The organism is Collinsella sp. SGI.178, assembly GCF_050313495.1.
Taxonomy (GTDB): domain Bacteria; phylum Actinomycetota; class Coriobacteriia; order Coriobacteriales; family Coriobacteriaceae; genus Collinsella.
This window is the reverse complement of the sequence record NZ_JBNPLM010000002.1, coordinates 115,236-134,732: the sequence shown is the minus strand read 5'-3', so window position 1 is coordinate 134,732 and position 19,497 is coordinate 115,236. Positions and strand designations below refer to the sequence as shown.

Below are 19,497 nucleotides of genomic sequence, written 5' to 3'. Positions count from 1 at the left end.
CCTGCTCGCACGAAGAGCACATTAAGTGCTCTTCGGCTCGTGCGGAACTGCGCGTGGAGCAATAACCTAAGCCCTGCGGCGGAAGGGGACTGCGTTTTCGTGCTCCTTTTCGCCCGGGTGCCGTCGGGCCAGGGAGGGACGTCTTCGCTGATAATTGCTTTGTTGGAAGAGCTGCTTTTATTGCGGCTCTTTCTTTGGTTTTGGGTATATTTGTTCTTGTTGAATTGTTATTGCGGATGGGCTGGCGACTTGGCTTTCCGCTGGTATTTGTAGCCGTCTCGGTTTTGTTTGAGGGGAGACGTTCTTTATGCGTATTGTGTTTATGGGTACGCCCGATTTCGCGGTGCCGTCGCTGACTTCGCTTGTTGAGGCTGGGAATGAGATTACGCTGGTAATTACGCGTCCCGATGCTGTTCGCGGGCGTGGTAAAAAGCTGGAGCCGTCTCCTGTTAAGGCCAAGGCGCTTGAGCTTGGTCTGCCCGTTGTTGAGGCAAATCGTATGACGCCGGATGTTATTGATCGGCTTAAGGCTGCTGATGCCGATATTTTCTGTGTGGCTGCCTATGGCTGCATTTTGCCCGATGAGGTGCTGCATATGGCGCCGCTCGGTATTGTGAATGTTCATGCTTCGCTGCTGCCGCGTTGGCGTGGCGCCGCTCCCATTCAGCGTGCCATTCTTGCTGGTGACGAGGTTGCTGGCGTTTCCATTATGCGCATTGGGCATGGCGTGGATACGGGCGCTTATTGCGCCCAGGCGTCGACCTCGGTTGCCGGTAAACATGCCGAGGCACTGACCATGGAGCTTGGTGAGCTGGGCGGTAAGTTGCTTGCCGATACGCTTCCCTCGCTTGCCGACGGCTCGGCTGTTTGGATTGAGCAGGATGAGTTGCTCGTCACGCATGCTGCCAAGATTTCCAAGCAGGAGATGCGTCTGGATCCGCAGATGGGGGCGCTTGATTGCGTGCGTCATGTGCTTGCCTCTTCCGACACCGCTCCCGCTCGCTGCGTGATTGCCGGCAAGACCGTGCGCGTGCTCGATGCCGCGCCGGCAGATGTATCGCTTGGCGAGGGGCTCGTCGCCGTTCAGGCCAAGCGCGTCTACCTGGGCCTGTCCGATGGCGCGGTCGAACTGCTCGAGGTTAAGCCCGATGGTAAGCGTGCTATGGCTGCTTCTGCCTGGGCTGCCGGCCTGCAGGGTGCGGATCTTTCGTGGGGTGTTTTGTCATGAGTAAGCTTTCCCCCGCGCGCAAGCTCGCGCTTGATGTTTTGATGGAGGCCGATCGCCGCGGCATGTACGCGCGTGACGTGCTCTCGTCCCGTGCCTCGGCCAAGGCCATTGACCAGCGCGATTCTGCTTTCGCCGCTCGTTTGGCACTGGGCGTTGCAGCCACCCAGGGCATTTTGGATGAGCTGCTCGACCAGTTTCTCGATAAGCCCAAAAAGGTCGCGCCTCGTGTGCGCATGGCACTTCGTATCTCGGCCTTCGAGATGCTCTACCTGCATACCCCGGGTCGCGTTGCGGTGAGTCAGGGCGTTGAGCTCGTGCGCAGCGGTGCTAAGTCTGCCGCCGGTCTGGCGAACGCCGTGCTGCATAAGGTTGCGAACAACGTCGAGGACTTTGCCACTGCAGCGGATGCCGATGAGTCCGAGCGCCGTTTGGTTCGCCTATCTCGCCTGATGGGCATGCCGCGCTGGCTGTGCGCTCGCATTATGGCGTCGTTCGATACACCCGAGGGCGCGCTCGGCTTTGCCGGCAATCTGGCGCCCGCGCCGCTGGCTTTGCACGAGAATGCCTTTGCAACCAAACCCGATCCGTACATTTCGCAGCTTGTGGCACCCGTGTTCCCGGGTTGCCATGCGCCGGTCGACGCGCAGGCCACGGTTGCGTCGGGTGTGTTTGAGCGCGCAGCTGCCGTGGCCTCGGACCTTAACGCCCAGCTCATCGCTACCGCGGCGACCCGTCCCGGGCGTTGTCTAGAGATTGGCGCCGGTCGTGGCACCAAGACCTATGTGATGATGTGCCAGGCCAAACGTGCCGGTTGCGACCGTCAGCACACCGCACTCGATTTGCATGACCGCAAGTGCGACCAGAATCTCGCACGTCTGCATAAGGCGGGTATTACGGGTGTTCGTACGGTGTCGGGCGATGCCTGCGAGCTCAATGAGGTGCTCACGTCCTTTGACGCGATGCTTGGCGAGCCTGCCCTGTTCGACACGGTGTTTATCGATGCTCCGTGCTCGGGCACCGGCACCATGCGCCGTCATCCCGAGATTCCCTGGCGTCTAACCGAGAACGACGTTACGACGGAGTTGCCCCGCCTGCAGCTGACGATGCTCAAGGAAGCAGCCGCGCGCGTGGCTGCCGGCGGTGAGCTCATCTATGCCACCTGCTCGGTCTTCGACGAGGAGAACACGCAGGTCGTTGATGCCTTCCTAGCCTCTCCCGAGGGCGCCGGCTTTTCCGTGGCGCCGCTCTCCGAAGCCCAGATTTTGCAGCTCCCCGAGTTCGCCCAGGCCAAGAAACTCGTATCGGTACGCCAGAACGACCGTGGACTTTTCCAGAGCGTCCCCGCAAACGCCGACTCCTACGACGGCCACTTCTGCGCCAGACTGGTCCGCAAGTAAAACGGATTCCAAGGGTAGCTAATTTGGGACGGGGCTTTTTTAGCTGCCCTGGCCGCCAGTCGGCCAAACATTTGCGTTATCAGCTGGGGCAGCTAAAAAAGCCCCGTCCCAAATTAGCTAAAGAGTGGGAAAAATAGCCCCGTTTCATACTTGCTGCTATCAAAAGTAGAGCGGATTACGGGGCAAGATTGGTGATGCCTGACCACAGCAAAAATGGCCTAAATAAAACCGCAGGTAGATGGTTTGTTGAAATTTGCAAATTACCGGAATGGATAGAGGTTGCCAATTCGGCCCCGTAATCCGGCAGGGTTTTGAAATGTTACAAACTTAGCATCAGCCCGAAATCCGATCTAAAGAAAAGTTGCGGTGAAATGGATCCTGCTTGGCCGTTGAAAGGGCTGATTCAGGAACTATTTCACCGCAACTCATCAGGAAGCCTGGGTGTCGGGGCCGCTTGTCGCTAGTGGTTGTTCGGGCAGTCGGCGCAGCAACCGCTTGTGGCGCTGGTGCTGGACCCGCCACTGCGCTGGTCGGTGTTGTAGAAACCGCTGCCGTCGAACTTAATGCCGCTGGCCGAGAACGTCTTGGATGCCGGGGCGCCGCAGCTGGGGCATACAACCTCGGGAGTCTCGGACATGGGGTGCTCAACCTCAAAAACGTTGCCGCAGCTCGTGCACTTGTATTCGTAGCGCGCCATAATACTTCCTTTTCAGCACAAAGCGGGCAGATAGCTCTGCCCGCAAAAATTCAAACAGCTGTAACTGTACCCCATATCGGGGGTTTTATCACGCTTCGCCCCAGAATCTATGGGTGCTGCGCAGGAGCTTCGCAGTTTTCTCTTCGGCCTCCGCAACGTCTGCCTCTTGTGCCTGCCACGTCCAGTTGCCTGTGGCTACACCCGGCACGTTCATACGTGCGTCGTCCCCCAGCCCCAGCACATCCTGCAGCGGCATCATCACCAGGGGGGCGTCGCTTGCGAGCGCGTCGCCCATCAGCTTGGCCGCCACCTCAGCACCGCTCGGCTCGTCGCCGCCTGTAAAGGAGCGCGTGCACCAGCCAGCGAGCGTCGAAGTGTCGTGCGTCGAGGTGTACAGGATTTTGCCCGGCGTGGGATGAATTCCGCCGCGAACGTCGTAGTCACTAAACTCCAGTACGTCCATGCCGGGAAAACCGCAGGTCGAAGCCATAGCGCGAACGCCAGGCGTCAGATAGCCCAGATCCTCGGCAATAAAATTGAGCGGACCCAGCTCGTCGTAGGCGGTCTGGAACAGGTCCTTGCCCGGACCGGCAAGCCAGCGGCCGTCGGCACAGGCTTTGCCAGCGGGAATGCTAAAGTAGTTGTGGAAGCCCAGGAAGTGGTCCAGGCGCACGCGGTCGTAGAGCGCGAACGCTCGGCGCAGGCGATCGAGCCACCAGCGATAGCCGCTCTCCTTCATGTGATCCCAGCGGAAGGTGGGGTTTCCCCACACCTGACCTTCGGGCGCAAAGTTGTCGGGCGGCGCACCGGATATCTCGATTGCCTTGCCGGTATCGGACAGCCAGAAGTTCTCGGGCTCGCTCCAGGCATCTGCCGAATCGTCCGATACATACATCGGGATATCGCCGATGACCTCGATGCCCTTCTTGTGCGCATAGTTCATGAGCTCGCACCAAGCCAGGTCAAAGCGGTACTGCATGTACGCCTGAAGCTCGGCCTCGTCGTGGAAGCGCTTGTCGTCGATCAGATGCTCGTTGTAGCGCGCGACATCTGCCGGCCAATTGTGGCGCGACTCGCCCTCAAAGTATTTCTTAACGGCCATGTAGACGCAGTACTTCTCGAGCCAATCGGCATTGCGATGTTTAAACGCGGTGTACAGCGGGTCGGCATCTTCGCCACCGTGGGCCTTCCAAGAAGCGAAGTCGGCGGCCAGCTCCTCGTGACTCTCGGGCAGCAGGTCGATGTTACCCGCAAAAGCCGAGGGTCCGGCATAGGGGGAGCGGAAGAAATCCGTCGGGTTGACGGGCAGGACCTGCCAGTAGCGCATGCCCATGGCGGCCAGGTGGTCGATAAAGCGACGCGTGGGTGCGCCTATCGTACCCGGCTTGCCATCGTCAGTCGGCACCGAGGTGATGTGGCACACGACGCCCGCGCCATGATCGAGCGGCTCTTGCAGGCGCCTCTCGGCATGGTGATAGATGATCGAAGAACCCAGCGGGTACAGGTCGAGCGTAACCGTACCGTTGTGGATCTCGCACTCGTGGCCGCTGATCACGTCACTCGCGCATTCACCGAGCGCCGGAATCGTTACGCGGTGCGAATTGCGTAGGCTGCGATTGACGATAACGGTCGCAGCCTCGCCGTCTTTGCCCGTGCGAGTGTAGGCTAGGACGTCGTCGTTAAGCGCGAAGGCCTTGATCTCGCCGTCAACCATAAAAGGCAACGCGCGGCGCAGGGCGGATGCGTTCTTCACGATGGCCAACGTATCGAAATCGTGGAGCTGGTCCTTTGTCGGCAGGGTACGGCGGTTGCCCGGATCGGTGAGGCCCTCCAGGCCGTACTCATCGCCATAATAGATCGAGGGCACGCCGGGGAAGGTCATCTGCATGAGCGTCGCCAACCAAAAGCGCCTCTTGGCCAGGTCCATGGAGTTCTCGTCCAAGCGCCATTTGCTACGCTCGCTCTCGGGTAGCTGCGACTCGTCGGGACCGCCGCCGAGCACCGAGATAATACGCGGACGGTCGTGGCTCGAAAGCAGATTGAGCGCGCAGGCCAGTGCCTCGCGCGGGTAGTTCTCGCGCAGTGTCTCGATGTCCTCGGCAGCCTGATAGGCGTTTTTGTAGCCCATCAAAAAGCCGATGACCATGTCGCGGAAGGGGTAGTCCATGGCGGAATCGAGTTCGGAGCCCTGCAGATAACGGCGCAGATGGCCATAGCTGATCTTGTTGGAGGCGTCCTCCCAGACTTCGCCGAGCAGCAGCGCATCGGGCTTCTCTTCGAGCACGGCGGCCTTGATATCGGCCAGGAAGTCATCGGAAAGCTCGTCGGCCACATCGAGTCGCCAGCCGTGGGCACCGGCGCGCAGCCACTTGCGAATGACGCCGTTCTTGCCCAGAAGCTTTTTACGCACGAGCTCGGAATTCTCGTTGAGGGCGGGCATGTTGCTCACGCCCCACCAGCAGTCATACGTGCCGTCCTCGTGGAAGGTAAACGCATCGCGCCACGGGGAGTCCTCGCTCTGCCACGCGCCGACGCCGGGATAGTTGCCGTAGCGGTTAAAGTAGATCGAGTCGTCGCCCGTATGGTTGAAGACGCCGTCCAGGATGATGGAAATGCCGAGCTTCTCGGCCGCCTCGCATAGCTCCGTAAAGTCCTGCTCGGTTCCCAGAATCGGGTCGATTTTGGTGTAATCGGCCGTGTCGTAGCGGTGGTTGCTCGCGGCCTCAAAGATCGGGTTGAGGTAGATGGCCGTAAAGCCCAGCTCGGCGATGCGGGGCAGGTCATTTTGGATGCCCTTGAGAGAGCCGCCGTAAAAATCCCAGGTCTTGATGGATCCGTCCTCGGCACGCTCGTACACGGGCGGCTCGTTCCAGTCCTCGACCATGCGACGCTGGATTCCCTTACGCGGTTTTTCGACCTCGGCCAGCGTGCGTTCGCGCCAGTTTTCGTCGCGGGCGTAGCGGTCGGGGAAGATCTGGTAGACCATGCCGTGCTCGTACCAAGCGGGACGGTTCTCGCGGTGCTTGTAGACGGTAATCTGGAAGGACGGAACCTCGGCGTAGTCGTATACAACGCCCTCGCCGCCGGTGCGACCCTGCGGCGCACCCAAGCGGACCTCGGGCTGGCCTTCGATATTGCATATAAAGCTGTACCATACAAGACAGGGCTCGGCGCAGTTGAGCTCACCGGTAAAGATGCCATCGCCCTTGTGCTCCATGGGGATCAAGGTCTCTCCGATGCCGTCGACCCAGGTGCGCAGGGTGAGCGTTGCCTGGTTGGGGTCGGCATCCTCCAAAATCACCGAAAGCGAAACGGAAGTTCCAGTGGTCACAGCGCCAAAAGGAGTGCGAAACTGCGTCAGGCGGCTGTTGTGTATCAATCTCATAGTACGGTCCAGTTCTATACAATCATGGCCAGCGGGTCATGGGCTTAACGCACAGTGCATAAGTATATCCGTTGCACTTTAGTTGTATAAACTACAGTCGCTCACTATCGGCGAACGGTTGTCCTAGAAAATCGTTTTACCAACTATCTACAGAGAAGGGGCGCCCGGTTGGAACGCCCCTAGTTTAGGGTTTTTATTAGGTTTTAGATCGTCCGGACTAGCGGCGCTTGCGGGTGGCCGTTGCCTTGCGGACGGAGGTCTTCTTGGTCGGAGCCTTTTCCTCGGCTGGAGCGGCGGGGGAGACCGGGGCCTTCTTGGCGGGTTCGGTCTTTGCCGTAGCCTTCGGAGCGGTCTTGACCTCGGCGGCCTTCGGTTCCGGCTCGGCCTTTACTGCGGGTTTGTCCTTGGCTTTAGCCTCTGCCTTGGGAGCGGCTGTCTTGGTCGTAGCCTTTTTGGCCGTTGTCGTGGCGCGCTTGCGTGTGGTGGTCTTGGCGGCCGGCTTTGCCTCGACAGCTGCCTTGGCCTTGGGCTCGGAGGGCGCCTCCTCGACCTTGACGGCGGGCTTTGCAGCAGCCTTCGGGGCCGTCTTCGCGGTGGCCTTCGTCGTAGCAGCCTTGGTCGCTGGCGACTTCGTAGGCGTGGCCTTCTTGGCGGTCGCAGTCTTGGTCGCAGTCTTGGTCGCGGTCGTCTTCTTGGCAGCGGTCTTGGCCGGATCCTTTGCCGCGGTCTTAGCCTCGGCAGAGGCAGCCTCAGTGGTGGCCTCGGCCTTTACCTCGGGAGCGGCCTCGGCTTCGACGGCCTTCTTGGCAGCGGCGGTCGTACGCTTACGCGTGGTGGTTGCCTTGGCAGCGGTGGTCTTGCTCGTAGCGGCCTTCGTGGTCGTGGCCTTCTTAGCCGTCGTCTTGCGGGTCGTCGTCTTCTTGGCGGCAGGCTTCGCCGTGGGCTTTACCTCGCCGTCGTCAGCCGGCTTCTCCTCGGCCTTGGGCTCCTCGGCAGCAGCGGGCTCCTTAACGGGTGCCGCAGGCTCGGCCTCAGCGGCAGCCGGCTCCTCCACAGCCGCAGCAGCCTCCACCGCCACCGGCCTCTCAATCTCTGGGTGCATAAAGAAGTACAGGTCCAGATACTTATCGGCCGAACGTGTCCAGCTAAAGTCCTGGCTCATGGCCTGCGTGACCAGCTGATTCCAGGCCTCGCGGTTATCCCAGAACAGGCGAGCCGCGCGGAACACCGCGTCGCCCATCTCGTCGCCGTTAAAGTGACTAAATGAGAAGCCCGTGCCCTCGCCGGTAAACTCGTTGTACGGTTGCACGGTGTCCTTCAGGCCACCGGTCTCGCGCACAATGGGCAGGGTGCCGTAGCGCATGGCGATGATCTGCGACAGGCCACAGGGCTCAAACTTCGAAGGCATCAGGAACATATCGGCGGCGGCGTACATGCGCTGCGAAAGCGCCGGGTCAAACTCGATTCGCGCCGCCATGGTGCCGGGGTATTTGCCCTGGAAGTAGCGCAGGCCGTCCTCGTAGTCGCGGTCGCCGGTACCCAGCACGGCCACCTGAACGCCACCGGACAGGATGCGGTCGAGCGCGTACATGACCAGGTCCATGCCCTTCTGTCGCGTCAGGCGCGTGACCATCACCATAAGCGGGCGGTCGTCGCGAATCTCGAGCCCCAACTCCTCCTGCAGTTTGGCCTTGCATACGGCCTTCCCCGCACGGTCATCAACCGTGTAGTTGGCGGCAATGCGCTTGTCGGTCGCCGGATCAAAACCCACAACGTCAATGCCGTTGAGGATACCCTGCAGGGCGTACGAACGCTCGCGCAGCACGCCGTCCAGGCCCTCGCCAAACTCGGGCGTCTGGATCTCGCTCGCATAGGTGGGGCTCACCGTGGTGATGGCATCGGCATAGTGCAGCGCGCCCAGCATATAGTTAATGCTGCAGGCGTCACAGCGCAACTGCGTGGCGGCTGCCGGAATATGCGCCATACCCAGTATGTCTTCCATCACGGTGTCGCTAAACTGGCCCTGGAACGCCACATTGTGGATCGAGAACACGGTCTTGACGCGGTCGTACAGCGGCAGGCCTTGGTAGAACTCTCGCAAGAACACGGGCGCCAGCGCCGTCTGCCAGTCGTTGCAGTGCAGGATGTCGCACTCAAAGCCTTCGGGCAGGTGCTGCAGGCTCTCGGTGATGGCCTTGGAGAAAAACGCGAAGCGCTCGCCGTCGTCAAAGAAGCCGTAGGGATAGTCGCGCGCAAAGTAGTGCTCGTTGTCCACGAACATATAGGTGACGCCGTCGTGCTCGAGCTTCTCCAACCCGCAGTACTCGTTGCGCCAGCTCAGGCTCACGTAAAAGTCGGCAAAGTGCTCCATCTGCGCCTTGTACTCGTCCTTGATGGTGGCGTACTTGGGCACCATCACAATGACTTCGGCGCCAGCGCGCACGAGTGCCGCAGGCAGCGAGCCCGCCACGTCACCCAAGCCACCGGTCTTAACAAACGGCGCGCACTCTGCCGAGGCAAACACGATCTGCATCTTTTTGCTGGTTTGTGCCATTATGTCTCCCATGTTGCAATTCGAGAATAGCCGCCTGGCGCTAACCGGGCGACTATTCTACAAGTTACGTGCGATTATGTGGTGCCAACGTTAACGAGCGATGGTGGTATCGGAAGTTAACGGAGCCTTGCCCAGCACCAGGATGTTCTCGGGCGTACCGCGAAGCTCGGTGTTGGTGGGAACCACGTTGTTCTTGTCCAGAATGGCGTTCTCAACACGGGCGCCGCTCTTGATGATGCAGCTCTGGTTGATGATCGAGTTGGTCACCGAGGCGCCTTCCTCGATCACAACGCCGCGCGACAGGATCGAGTTGCGCACGGTGCCCTTGATGATGCAGCCGGCCGAGATGATCGAGTTGCAGGCGTGGCTGCCGGTCGCGTAACGCGAAGGCGGCACGTCGTGGGCCTTGGTCAGGATCGGGCGCTCGGGGTCAAAGAGCTGATCGGCCACGGTCTGGTCGAGCAGGTCCATGCTGCGACGATACAGCGACTTCTCGCTAAACACGCCCACGACCTCGCCCTTGTACTCATAGCTGCACACGTCGATGTTGCCAAAGTCGCCCTGGAGCGCCTCGAGCAGGTCCAGATAGTCGGCGGCCTGGTAGTGGTCGATGATCTCGAGCAGCGTCTCGCGGTTGACGATGCAGCAGTCCATAGAGGCGTTGTCGCCGTACGCGACGCCGGCGCTCACGCCCGTCAGGCGGCCGTTCTCGTTGATATCGAGCTTGGTCTCGTCTTCGACGTTGTGCGTGGCCTTGCAGTACACCACGGTCATCTGGGCACCGGATTTCTCGTGCGCCTCGATGATGGTGTTGAGGTCCATGTTAAAGATGACGTTGGTGCCCATCATCACAACATAGGGCTTGTCCGAGCGCTGGAACAGCGTCTTGTTGGAGATGATGTCGCGGAGCAAGAAGCGCATGCCGCCCTTGGTGGTGCCATACGCGTTGCCGGGCACCATGAACAGGCCGCCCTTCTTGCGGTCCAGGCTCCAGTCCTTGCCCGAGCCCACGTGGTCGATCAGCGAGCGGTAGTTGCCCGGCATGACAACGCCGACGGTCTTAATGCCGGCATTCATCATGTTGGACAGCGGAAAGTCGATCAGGCGGTAGCGGCCCAAAAACGGAACGGACGCGATGGGGCGGTCCTTGAGCAGCACGCTGCCGTAGGTCGAAGAGTAGTTAGCGGTGATATAGCCGATGGCCTTGCGATTGATCATCGGATCATTCCCCCTTCCCGACAACGACGTCATTTCCAACGACGGCCGTATCCTTGGTGGTATCGACAGAGCCGAGCTTCACGCCCTCTTCGACCGTGGAGTTCTCGCCCAAAATAGCGCGGCAAATGTGCGCGCCGCTCTTAACGTGCGCACCCGGCAGCAGCACGGAGTCCTCGACCACGGCGCGCTCCTCGATAATGACATCGGTCGAAAGGATCGAGTGGCGAGCGGTGCCGTAGATCTTGCAGCCATTGGAGACCAGGCAGTCGTCCAGGCGACCGTCCGGGCCAATGTAGTGCGGCGGACGCGTGGTGATGTTGGACATGATGGGGAAGCTCTTGTCAAACAGATCGAACTCGGGGTTGTTGCCCAGCAGGTCCATCGAGGTCTCGTGGAAGCTGGCGATGGTGCCGACGTCCTTCCAAAAGCCGTGGAACTCGTAGCTGTACAGGCGCTTGTCCTCGCCGAGCAGCTTGGGGATGATGTCCTTGCCAAAGTCGTGGCTCGAGCGCTGGTCCAGAGCGTCCTCCTCGAGCGCCTTGATCAGCACGTCGGTCGAGAAGATGTAGATGCCCATGGACGCGAGGTTCGAATCGGGCTTCTCGGGCTTCTCCGTGAACTTGGTGATGCGGCCGTCCTCGGGGTCGGTGGTCAGGATGCCAAAGCGGCTGGCCTCCTCCCACGGCACGGGCATAACGCTCACCGTGAGGTCGGCGTTGTTCTCAATGTGCGTGTTGAGCATCTTGCGGTAGTCCATGCGATACAGATGATCGCCCGAAAGAATCAGGACGTACTTGGGGTCGTTGGACTTGATGTAGTTGAGGTTCTGCGTGATGGCGTCGGCCGTGCCCGCATACCATGCGCCACCGGTTTGCGTCTCGTACGGCGGCAGGATCGACACGCCACCGTCGCGGCTGTCCAGATCCCACGCCTCGCCAGAGCCCACGTAGGCATGCAGCAGGTAGGGACGATACTGCGTCAGAACGCCCACCGTGTCGATGCCCGAATTGGAGCAGTTGGACAGCGAAAAGTCGATAATGCGGAACTTGCCACCAAAGCTAACCGCCGGTTTAGCGATCTTTTGGGTGAGTGCCCCCAATCGACTGCCCTGTCCTCCTGCGAGGAGCATCGCGATGCATTCTTTCTTACTCATCGATTTCTCCTTCTGTCATCGATGTTCCTAAACCCATTAGCGACGGGCGCGGCGCTCGGTCGCGCCCGTCGAGTAATGCCGTGCGGCAAAGGGAACTCGCGGCCTTTAAGCGTGCCAGATCTCGTCGCGGTACTCGCGAATGGTGCGGTCGCTCGAGAACCAGCCGCTCGAGGCGGTGTTGAGCAGGGCCTTGCGGTTCCAGGTCTCCTGGTCGCCATAGCTGCCCGTGAGCTTCTCCCATGCATCCACGTAGCTGCGGAAGTCTGCCATGACCAGATCGGGGTCGTTGTTGTTCATAAGCTCGTTGTAGATGCTCTCAAAGTTGCCCGAAAGGCCGGCAAACGTGTTGTCCTTGAGCTCATCCATCACGAGGCCCAGACGTTCGCGATCATTGTTGAGCGTATCCCACGCAAAGTAGCTGTTCGATGCCCAGAGCTGCTCGACCTCGGGAGCGGTCAGGCCAAAGATCGCCTCGTTCTCGCGGCCGGCCAAATCGGCGATTTCGATGTTGGCGCCGTCGAGGGTGCCCAGTGTAATGGCGCCGTTCATCATGAGCTTCATGTTGGACGTGCCCGAGGCCTCCTTGCCAGCTGTGGAGATCTGCTCCGAAATCTCGGCGGCAGGGTAGATGAGCTGGGCGTTGCTCACGCGGAAGTTGGGGATAAAGCAGACCTTCATGACCTCGTTGACGCGCGGGTCGTTGTTGATAACCTCGGCCACCGAGTTGATCAGGCGGATGGTCTCCTTGGCAAAGGTGTAGCTCGAGGCAGCCTTGCCGCTAAAGATAAAGGTCGTCGGTGTCACGTGGAAGTTGGGATTGGCGATGCGACGGTTGTAGATGTCCATCACCTTCATGATGTTCATGAGCTGGCGCTTGTAGGCATGAAAACGCTTTACCTGAACATCGAAGACGGTGTTGGGGTCAATAACCAGACCGGTCTCTGCCTTAACGTAGGCAGCAAGGCGCTCCTTGTTGGCGCGCTTGGAGGCACCCACGGCCTTCAGGAACTCGGTGTCGTTCTGAAAACCTTTAAGTTTCTCAAGCTCAAAGGCGTCCTTCAGCCAGCCGTCGCCAATGGCCTCGGTCACGAGCTTGGCGTAGGTGGGGTTGGCCTCGGCAAAGAAGCGACGGTGCGAGATGCCGTTGGTCTTGTTGTTGAACTTCTCGGGCGTCAGGGCATAGAAGTCCTTGAGCACATTGTTCTTGATGATATCGGAGTGAATCTTGGCCACGCCGTTGACGCTGTGGCTGCAGATCACGGACAGGTTGGCCATGCGAACCTCGCCGTCCCATAGGATGGCGGTCTGGCGCAGGCGCTCCTGCCAGCCTTCCTGCGTAGTATCGAACGACTCATGCCAACGACGGCTGATTTCGTCGATGATCTGGTACACACGGGGGAGGAGCTTGGAGAACGTGCCGATGGGCCACTTCTCCAGGGCCTCGGGCAGGATGGTGTGGTTGGTGTAGCTCACGACCTGCGTCACGATGTTCCAGGCGTCATCCCACTCGAGCTTCTTCTCGTCGATGAGGATGCGCATGAGCTCGGGGCCGCACATGGCGGGGTGCGTATCGTTGGTGTGGATGGCCACAAACTGCGGCAGCAGCTCCCAGTTCGCGCCGTGTTCCTTCTCAAAGGTGTCGAGCAGGCTATAGATACCGGCCGAGACAAACAGGTATTCCTGCTTCAGACGAAGCAGACGGCCGTGCTCGCCGGCGTCGTTGGGGTAGAGGATGGCGCTGATGGCCTCGGCCTCGGCGCGCTCGGCGTCGGCCAGGGCGTAGTCGCCGCGGTTGAAGGCCTCCAGATCGAAGTGCTCCTCGACCGGCTCAGCGGCCCAGACGCGCAGCTTGTTGACGGTCTCGCCGGCATAGCCCACCACGGGGATGTCGTAAGGGACGGCCAGGATGTCCTGCGTGTCCACGGTTCGATAGAACGTGCGGCCGTTCTCCTCAAAGCCCTCGACGCGGCCACCAAACTTAATGGTCACGGCCTTGTCCTGACGACGGACCTCCCAGGGATAGCCGTTGGTGAGCCACTCGTCGGTGGTTTCGACCTGGCTGCCGTTGACGATCTCCTGCTTAAACAGGCCGTAGCGGTAGCGCATGCCGTTGCCGTAGCCGGCAATGCCCTCGGCTGCCATGGAATCCAGGAAGCATGCGGCCAGACGACCCAGGCCACCGTTGCCCAGCGCCGGATCGGGCTCCTGGCTCTCGATGACGGACAGGTCAAGGCCCATATCGTCGAGCGCCTCGGCGACCATGTCGCGCACGCCAAAGTTGAGCAGGTAGTTGTCGAGAAGGCGGCCGATCAAAAACTCAATCGAGAAGTAGTACACGCGCTTCTTGCCCTCGGCGGTGGCGCGGGCGTCGCTCTTGGTGGCAACGGTGCGCGCCTTCTCGGCCACGAGCTTGGCCAGGGCGTTAAAGCGATCCAGATCGCTGGCTGCCTCGACGCTCTTGCCGCTAATGCTCATGACGGCATCGCGATAGAGCTCGGTAAACTCCTGCTTGTTGTCGAAGATCTTATTCATACGTTCCTTTCCCCCGGGGATGTTTCTCCCGGAACGGTCGTGACTTGTATCCTACGCCCCGCTGGGACGGGTAATTACAGCTGTAACGGCTTTGTTACGCATCCTTAGGTGACGACTTAACAGAAGCAGACTTGGCTTTGGTAGCGGCCTTCTTGGCGGCCGGCTTCTTGGTCGCGGTAGCCTTGGCAGCGGGCTTTGCGGCGGCCTTAGCCTTGGCCTTGGTCGTCGTAGCCTTCGCCTTGGCCGGAGCCTTCTTGGCGGCCGCTGGCTTGGGCTTCACCGAGGACGCACGCTTGCGGGTCGCCTTCTTGGGCTCCTCGACCACGGGCGGCTTATAGCTGCTGGGGCCGCGACGCTTAAGCACCACGCCTGCCAGGCTGGGCACCTTAATTTCGATGGAGTCCATCTGCCCGTTCCAGGGATAGGGCTCGCTCGAGCAGGTGTAGGGCTCCTCGCCAGCATAGCCGCTGCCGCCAAACTCGGGACGGTCGGAGTCAAAGATGACCTCCCAGTCGCCCTCACGCGGCACGCCCACTCGGAAGCTCTCGTAGGCCGCCGGGTCAAAGTTGATCAGGATCACGAGGTCGTCATCGACGTCCTCGCCCTGACGCACAAAGCTCACGATGGACTGCTTGGAGTTGTCCGCGTCGATCCAGGTAAAGCCGTCGTCGTTGTAGCCGCGCTCGTACAGGGCGGGCTCGGCGGTATACAGGTGGTTGAGCGCCTTAATGAACGCCTGATGGTGTGCATGGGTCTCATACTGCTCGGTCAAGAACCACTGAATAGATTCGTAGTAGCGCCACTCGATAAACTGGCCGATCTCGTTGCCCATAAAGTTGAGCTTGGCACCGGGGTGCGTCATCTGGTAGAAGGCGAGCGTGCGCAGGCCGGCAAACTGGCGCCACCAGTCACCCGGCATGCGGCCGATGAGCGAGCACTTGCCGTGCACGACCTCGTCGTGGCTCAGCGGGCAGATAAAGTTCTCGGTAAAGGCGTACATGATGGAGAACGTGAGCAAGCCATGGTTGCCGGGGCGCCACGGAAAATCGGTCTGCATGTAGTGCAGGGTGTCGTTCATCCAGCCCATGTCCCACTTGTAGTGGAAGCCCAGGCCGCCGTCCTGCGGCGGATAGGTCACAAGCGGCCACGCGGTGGACTCCTCGGCCATCATCATCACGTCGGGGTAGTGCGCTTCTACAGCGCAGTTGACCTGACGGATAAACGCGCTGGCGTCCAGGTCCTCCTCGGTACCGTACTTGTTGAACTTCTTTTGGCCAGGATCGTCAATGCCAAAGTTGAGGTACAGCATGCTGGACACACCGTCCATGCGAATGCCGTCCACATGGAAGTTCTCGATCCAGTACAGCACGTTGGAGACCAAGAAGGAGCGGACCTCGCCGCGGGCGAAGTCAAACTTGTGCGTGCCCCAGTTGGGGTGAATCTCGTGCTCAAACAGCATGTGGCCGTTAAAGGTGGCAAGGCCGTGGGAGTCGGCGCAAAAACCGCCGGGCACCCAGTCCATGATCACGCCGATGCCCGCCTCGTGGCAAGCATCGATAAAGTGCATGAGCTGCTGCGGGTTGCCGTAGCGCGACGTAGCGGCAAAGTATCCGGTCGTCTGGTAGCCCCAGGAGCCATCGAAGGGGTGCTCCATAAGTGGCATGACCTCGATATGCGTGTAGCCCATATCGCGCACGTAGTCCACGAGCTCCACCGACAGGTCGTCGTAGGTGTAAAACTCGCCGCGCTGCGCAGGGAAGGGGTCCATGGGACCGGGGTAGTTGCCGTACTCGTCCGGCTCGCCCTGTGGCTCGTCTCCGTGGCGCTTCCACGAGCCAATATGCACCTCGTAGATGTTGAGCGGCTGCGACATGTGGTTGTGGCCGGCGCGGCGCTTGAGCCACGCGGCGTCGTTCCACTGGTAGCCATCGAGAGTCCACAGCACGCTCGCCGTTCCCGGAGGGCACTCGGCCTTAAAGGCGTACGGATCGGCCTTGTAGAGCTTTTCGCCCTCGTTGGTCTCGATGAGGTATTTATAGAGCTGCCCCTGCTCGGCGCCAGGAATAAAGCCTTCCCAGATAGCGCTCGTGTGTACGGGCACCAGCGGGTTGGCTTGTTCGTCCCAATTGTTGAATTCACCGATAACGTGGACGCTCTTAACGTCGGGCGCCCATACGCAAAAACGCCAGCCGCGCGTGCGCTGCTGCGTGTCGGGATGCGCGCCCATCTTTTCCCAGCTGCGCTCCCACATTCCAATGCCAAACAGATAGACATCGTCCTTGGTGAGCTCCGGTGCGTGCGGGGCGGTTTTACGGGTAGCGGGCTTTTTGGTTGCTGGCTTTAGCTTTGTATCGCTCACGTTTGATCCCATCATGACGCGGCAGCGTGTTGCCTTGGTGACTAGATGCGAAAGGTCCAAGGCTGCACGAATCGAAGGGACGGCGATAGCTCTATGATTCGTCCCACCTCGCGTGCTCGGTGGAACTTTCGGCAAAAACCACAATAACACCTGTCCGTTACTTTTATGGACGAAAGTGGATTTACGGTGGCGTTTAATCGGTGAGCGCCATGTTTATGCCACTGACAGAATTGCGATGGTAAAACTCTTGACAGTTTTACCAATTAGGGTTTCAAAATTTTTAGATTTACGTTTGGTAAAACGTTTTTAGCAGGTTGTTTACCATTTGACATTGAAAGGTTTGCGAATGAACCACACAGCCGCCTCTAATGTTGCTTTTATTTTTGATTGCGACGGCACACTGGTAAATAGCACCCCCGTTTGGGCCTATGCCCAGCCCGAACTATTGCGGCGTCACGGCATTGATGTAACGATTGACGATTTTGCCCAGTTTGAGCATTTGTCGCTCGAGGACGAGTGCCAGGCCTACCACGACACGTGGGGCATTGGCGAAAATGGCGAGGAGCTGTATCGCGAGCTGAGCGACATCCTGATCGATGGCTACTCCAAGGTGCCGCCGCGCGAGGGGCTCCTGGCATTTTTGGAGCAGGCGAAGTCGGCCGGCATTGCCATGTGCGTGGCCACGTCCACGCCGGCCGAGCTGGTGCAGTCCGCACTCGCGGGTGCGGGGCTCGACGCCTATATGGAGTTTATTACCACGACGGGCGAGGCGGGCCGCTCCAAGCAGTTCCCCGATGTGTACGAGCTGGCGCTGCGCCGCCTTGAGGAGCGCCACGGGCACCAGTTTGAGCGCGCGTGGGTGTTTGAGGACGCGGTCTTTGGCCTTAAGAGCTCTGGCACTGCAGGCTTTAAGCGGGTGGGCATTTATGACCCACACGGCCGTATGGAGCGCGACGAGGTTCGCGATAACTGCGATATCTTTATCGATAGCTATGAGGACCTGGATCTGGCCCGTGTGCTTGCGTTTAAGGGCTAGGCGAGGGCCGTGGCTTGCAAGGTATTAGTTGTTTGCGGCTCGCCGGTGGTGGCGAGCGCGGATCTGTTGCGTCGACTAGCGGGGGAGTGCGACCACGTTGTCGCCGTGGACCGCGGGCTCGACGCGCTGCTGGGCGCTGGCCTGAGTTGCGACGTGTATGTAGGAGATGCCGACACGGTGAGCGACACCGGTCGCGCGTTGGTCGACGCCGCCGAGGCCTTTGAGGTAGAGCGCCACGACCCCTACAAGGACTATACCGATCTGGCGCTGGCGCTCGATTCCGTCCGACGCCGCTGGCCGGGTGCCGAAGTGGTTGCGACCTGCGCCACCGGCGGTCGCCCGGACATGGCCCTGTCTGTGTTAGGACTACTGGCAGGCTATGCGGACGCCCCCGTCTGGATCGAAGAAGACGAAGTGACGGCCAGAATCCTGCACCAGGACGAGACCTTGACCATCGAGGGTGCCGAGGGCAAAACCTTCTCCATCATCGCCATAGCTCCTGGGACAGTAGTAAGCGAACACGGTCTCGAGTGGGAACTGGACCACAGCCCTCTAGGCCTGTTAGCTGACACGGGCATCTCTAATGTCGTAAGGAAAACGGCCAAGATTCAAGTCCACCAAGGCATCGCAATCGGTTTTTTATACCGTGAGGGTTTTATCGGGACGGTGGGCGAGTAGGCAATCGCCGCGTGAGGGTTTTATCGGGACGGTGGGTTAATTGACTGATTTTGCCAAAGTCAAAATCAGTCAATTCAGCCCCGTCCCAGGAAAACCCGTAAGTAGAAGATCAAGCCAAAAAACTTCTTGCACAACCAAGGATCTTACCCTATAATATCTCCTCGTCACGGGGGCGTAGCTCAGCTGGGAGAGCGCTTGACTGGCAGTCAAGAGGTCAGGGGTTCGATCCCCCTCGTCTCCACCATCGTGAATGCAAAGGCCTTCGGAAAACCGGAGGCTTTTTTTCTTATAAAGAGGCTCAATTGGTTGACTGTGTTCGCGGCGGGCGTTTCGGCGCAAGTCTATAAAAAGGTTTAATCATTTCAATAAATGGCGGCGTGGTCCAGCGGGATTTACGAGTACGAGCATCCCAAGATCTTCGACACCTATTACGAGAAGGTCTTGCCGTATGAAAATTGGTTTAGCTGCTGGTTTTGACGACGAGTGTAGGAACAGGTCGTTGTGCTGCAAGTATGCCGTAAACACGGATTGTGTCGGAGTGGTCTGGCATACGATTTTAAAATCGAAGCCAAAAAGTTCTTGGTAATCCTCGCGTTGCTATGTTAGTATCTCTTTTGCCGAAAGGCGACGGGCGATTGGCTCAGGGGTAGAGCATATCCTTCACACGGATGGGGTCACAAGTTCGAATCTTGTATCGCCCACCATCAAAAGCACAGGTCAGAGGTGATAAGCCTCTGGCCTTTTTCTTTTTGACACAGAGAGTGTGATCAAAAAAGTTTCTTCAAAATTGTTCTTGCACCCTTGGAGGAGTTCCCGTATAGTACTTTTTCACACGGGGGCGTAGCTCAGCTGGGAGAGCGCTTGACTGGCAGTCAAGAGGTCAGGGGTTCGATCCCCCTCGTCTCCACCCGAGCATTGAATGAGGCTCCAACGCAAGTTGGGGCCTTTTTTCATATAGGCACACAAGGTCAAAGGCAGGACCATGATCCTTCCGATCGAAAAGATCGTGCGTTGAATGACCATTGCGCGCATGGTAGTATTTCACGTCGTGGTGCAACGACACGCTAAATGGAACTTCTCCATGGCCTTTGCAACCACTAATATAAAGGGCTCTTGGCGCAACGGTTAGCGCAGGGGACTCATAATCCCTGGGTTCTGGGTTCGAATCCCGGAGGGCCCACCAGGTTTTTCAACAGGTCAGGCAATTTGTCTGGCCTGTTTCTTTTTCATGGCAACATTTTCTTGCAAGTAGCTTGTTTG

Annotated in this window: 11 protein-coding genes and 4 tRNA genes; 8 read left to right on the top strand and 7 right to left on the bottom strand. The window is 59.4% G+C overall.

Annotated elements, in window-relative coordinates; translation table 11 throughout:
* The first annotated feature begins 307 nt into the window (after nt 1-307).
* Together fmt and ACQRAQ_RS01380 are read left to right on the top strand one after the other, a co-directional pair.
* Entirely contained in the window at nt 308-1,228 is a 921-nt protein-coding gene (gene fmt, locus ACQRAQ_RS01385; RefSeq protein ID WP_427793533.1) for a methionyl-tRNA formyltransferase, read from the top strand.
* Nucleotides 1,225-2,625, top strand: a complete 1,401-nt coding sequence (locus tag ACQRAQ_RS01380) for an RsmB/NOP family class I SAM-dependent RNA methyltransferase (RefSeq protein WP_427793532.1) — start codon at nt 1,225-1,227, stop codon at nt 2,623-2,625. Before fmt ends, ACQRAQ_RS01380 begins: the two co-directional genes overlap by 4 nt.
* Before the next feature lie 460 nt (nt 2,626-3,085).
* Here ACQRAQ_RS01380 and ACQRAQ_RS01375 read toward each other — a convergent pair whose 3' ends face one another.
* The 7 genes from ACQRAQ_RS01375 to glgB form a co-directional block, all read right to left on the bottom strand.
* Nucleotides 3,086-3,322 (bottom strand): FmdB family zinc ribbon protein, encoded by a 237-nt coding sequence (locus ACQRAQ_RS01375; protein WP_427729057.1) that lies wholly within the window; start codon nt 3,320-3,322, stop codon nt 3,086-3,088.
* Between the two features lie 88 nt (nt 3,323-3,410).
* On the bottom strand, nt 3,411-6,707 hold the full coding sequence (locus ACQRAQ_RS01370; protein WP_427793531.1) for a 4-alpha-glucanotransferase: 3,297 nt from the start codon (nt 6,705-6,707) through the stop codon (nt 3,411-3,413).
* A 217-nt stretch (nt 6,708-6,924) separates the two neighbouring features.
* Nucleotides 6,925-9,261 carry a glycogen synthase GlgA gene (gene glgA / locus ACQRAQ_RS01365; protein ID WP_427793529.1) on the bottom strand — a complete coding sequence of 779 codons (2,337 nt, stop codon included), beginning with the start codon at nt 9,259-9,261 and terminating at the stop codon, nt 6,925-6,927.
* Nucleotides 9,262-9,351: 90 nt separating this feature from the next.
* Nucleotides 9,352-10,479: a glucose-1-phosphate adenylyltransferase subunit GlgD gene (glgD, locus tag ACQRAQ_RS01360; protein WP_427793528.1), complete on the bottom strand. Its 1,128-nt coding sequence runs from the start codon at nt 10,477-10,479 to the stop codon at nt 9,352-9,354.
* Nucleotides 10,480-10,483: 4 nt separating this feature from the next.
* On the bottom strand, nt 10,484-11,632 hold the full coding sequence (locus tag ACQRAQ_RS01355) for a glucose-1-phosphate adenylyltransferase (protein WP_427793527.1): 1,149 nt from the start codon (nt 11,630-11,632) through the stop codon (nt 10,484-10,486).
* Nucleotides 11,633-11,737: 105 nt separating this feature from the next.
* Entirely contained in the window at nt 11,738-14,164 is a 2,427-nt protein-coding gene (locus ACQRAQ_RS01350) for a glycogen/starch/alpha-glucan phosphorylase (protein WP_154518053.1), read from the bottom strand.
* Between the two features lie 94 nt (nt 14,165-14,258).
* Nucleotides 14,259-16,538: a 1,4-alpha-glucan branching protein GlgB gene (gene glgB, locus ACQRAQ_RS01345; RefSeq protein WP_427793556.1), complete on the bottom strand. Its 2,280-nt coding sequence runs from the start codon at nt 16,536-16,538 to the stop codon at nt 14,259-14,261.
* A gap of 331 nt (nt 16,539-16,869) precedes the next feature.
* Here glgB and ACQRAQ_RS01340 point away from each other — a divergent pair, with 331 nt between their 5' ends.
* The 6 genes from ACQRAQ_RS01340 (at nt 16,870) to ACQRAQ_RS01315 (ending at nt 19,420) form a co-directional block, all read left to right on the top strand.
* Nucleotides 16,870-17,559 carry an HAD family hydrolase gene (locus tag ACQRAQ_RS01340; RefSeq protein ID WP_427793525.1) on the top strand — a complete coding sequence of 230 codons (690 nt, stop codon included), beginning with the start codon at nt 16,870-16,872 and terminating at the stop codon, nt 17,557-17,559.
* Between the two features lie 9 nt (nt 17,560-17,568).
* Nucleotides 17,569-18,237 carry a thiamine diphosphokinase gene (locus ACQRAQ_RS01335; protein ID WP_427793523.1) on the top strand — a complete coding sequence of 223 codons (669 nt, stop codon included), beginning with the start codon at nt 17,569-17,571 and terminating at the stop codon, nt 18,235-18,237.
* Nucleotides 18,238-18,405: 168 nt separating this feature from the next.
* Nucleotides 18,406-18,481, top strand: a tRNA-Ala gene (locus ACQRAQ_RS01330).
* Between the two features lie 385 nt (nt 18,482-18,866).
* Nucleotides 18,867-18,941, top strand: a tRNA-Val gene (locus ACQRAQ_RS01325).
* 130 nt (nt 18,942-19,071) lie between these two features.
* Nucleotides 19,072-19,144: transfer RNA gene (locus ACQRAQ_RS01320), tRNA-Ala, on the top strand.
* A gap of 200 nt (nt 19,145-19,344) precedes the next feature.
* Nucleotides 19,345-19,420: transfer RNA gene (locus tag ACQRAQ_RS01315), tRNA-Ile, on the top strand.
* Nucleotides 19,421-19,497: the final 77 nt, after the last annotated feature.

Coding starts and splice junctions, on each gene's coding strand:
- fmt (WP_427793533.1), top strand. CDS start 308: ATGCGTATTGTGTTTATGGGTACGCCCGATTTCGCGGTGCCGTCGCTG.
- ACQRAQ_RS01380 (WP_427793532.1), top strand. CDS start 1,225: ATGAGTAAGCTTTCCCCCGCGCGCAAGCTCGCGCTTGATGTTTTGATG.
- ACQRAQ_RS01375 (WP_427729057.1), bottom strand. CDS start 3,322: ATGGCGCGCTACGAATACAAGTGCACGAGCTGCGGCAACGTTTTTGAG.
- ACQRAQ_RS01370 (WP_427793531.1), bottom strand. CDS start 6,707: ATGAGATTGATACACAACAGCCGCCTGACGCAGTTTCGCACTCCTTTT.
- glgA (WP_427793529.1), bottom strand. CDS start 9,261: ATGGCACAAACCAGCAAAAAGATGCAGATCGTGTTTGCCTCGGCAGAG.
- glgD (WP_427793528.1), bottom strand. CDS start 10,479: ATGATCAATCGCAAGGCCATCGGCTATATCACCGCTAACTACTCTTCG.
- ACQRAQ_RS01355 (WP_427793527.1), bottom strand. CDS start 11,632: ATGAGTAAGAAAGAATGCATCGCGATGCTCCTCGCAGGAGGACAGGGC.
- ACQRAQ_RS01350 (WP_154518053.1), bottom strand. CDS start 14,164: ATGAATAAGATCTTCGACAACAAGCAGGAGTTTACCGAGCTCTATCGC.
- glgB (WP_427793556.1), bottom strand. CDS start 16,538: ATGATGGGATCAAACGTGAGCGATACAAAGCTAAAGCCAGCAACCAAA.
- ACQRAQ_RS01340 (WP_427793525.1), top strand. CDS start 16,870: ATGAACCACACAGCCGCCTCTAATGTTGCTTTTATTTTTGATTGCGAC.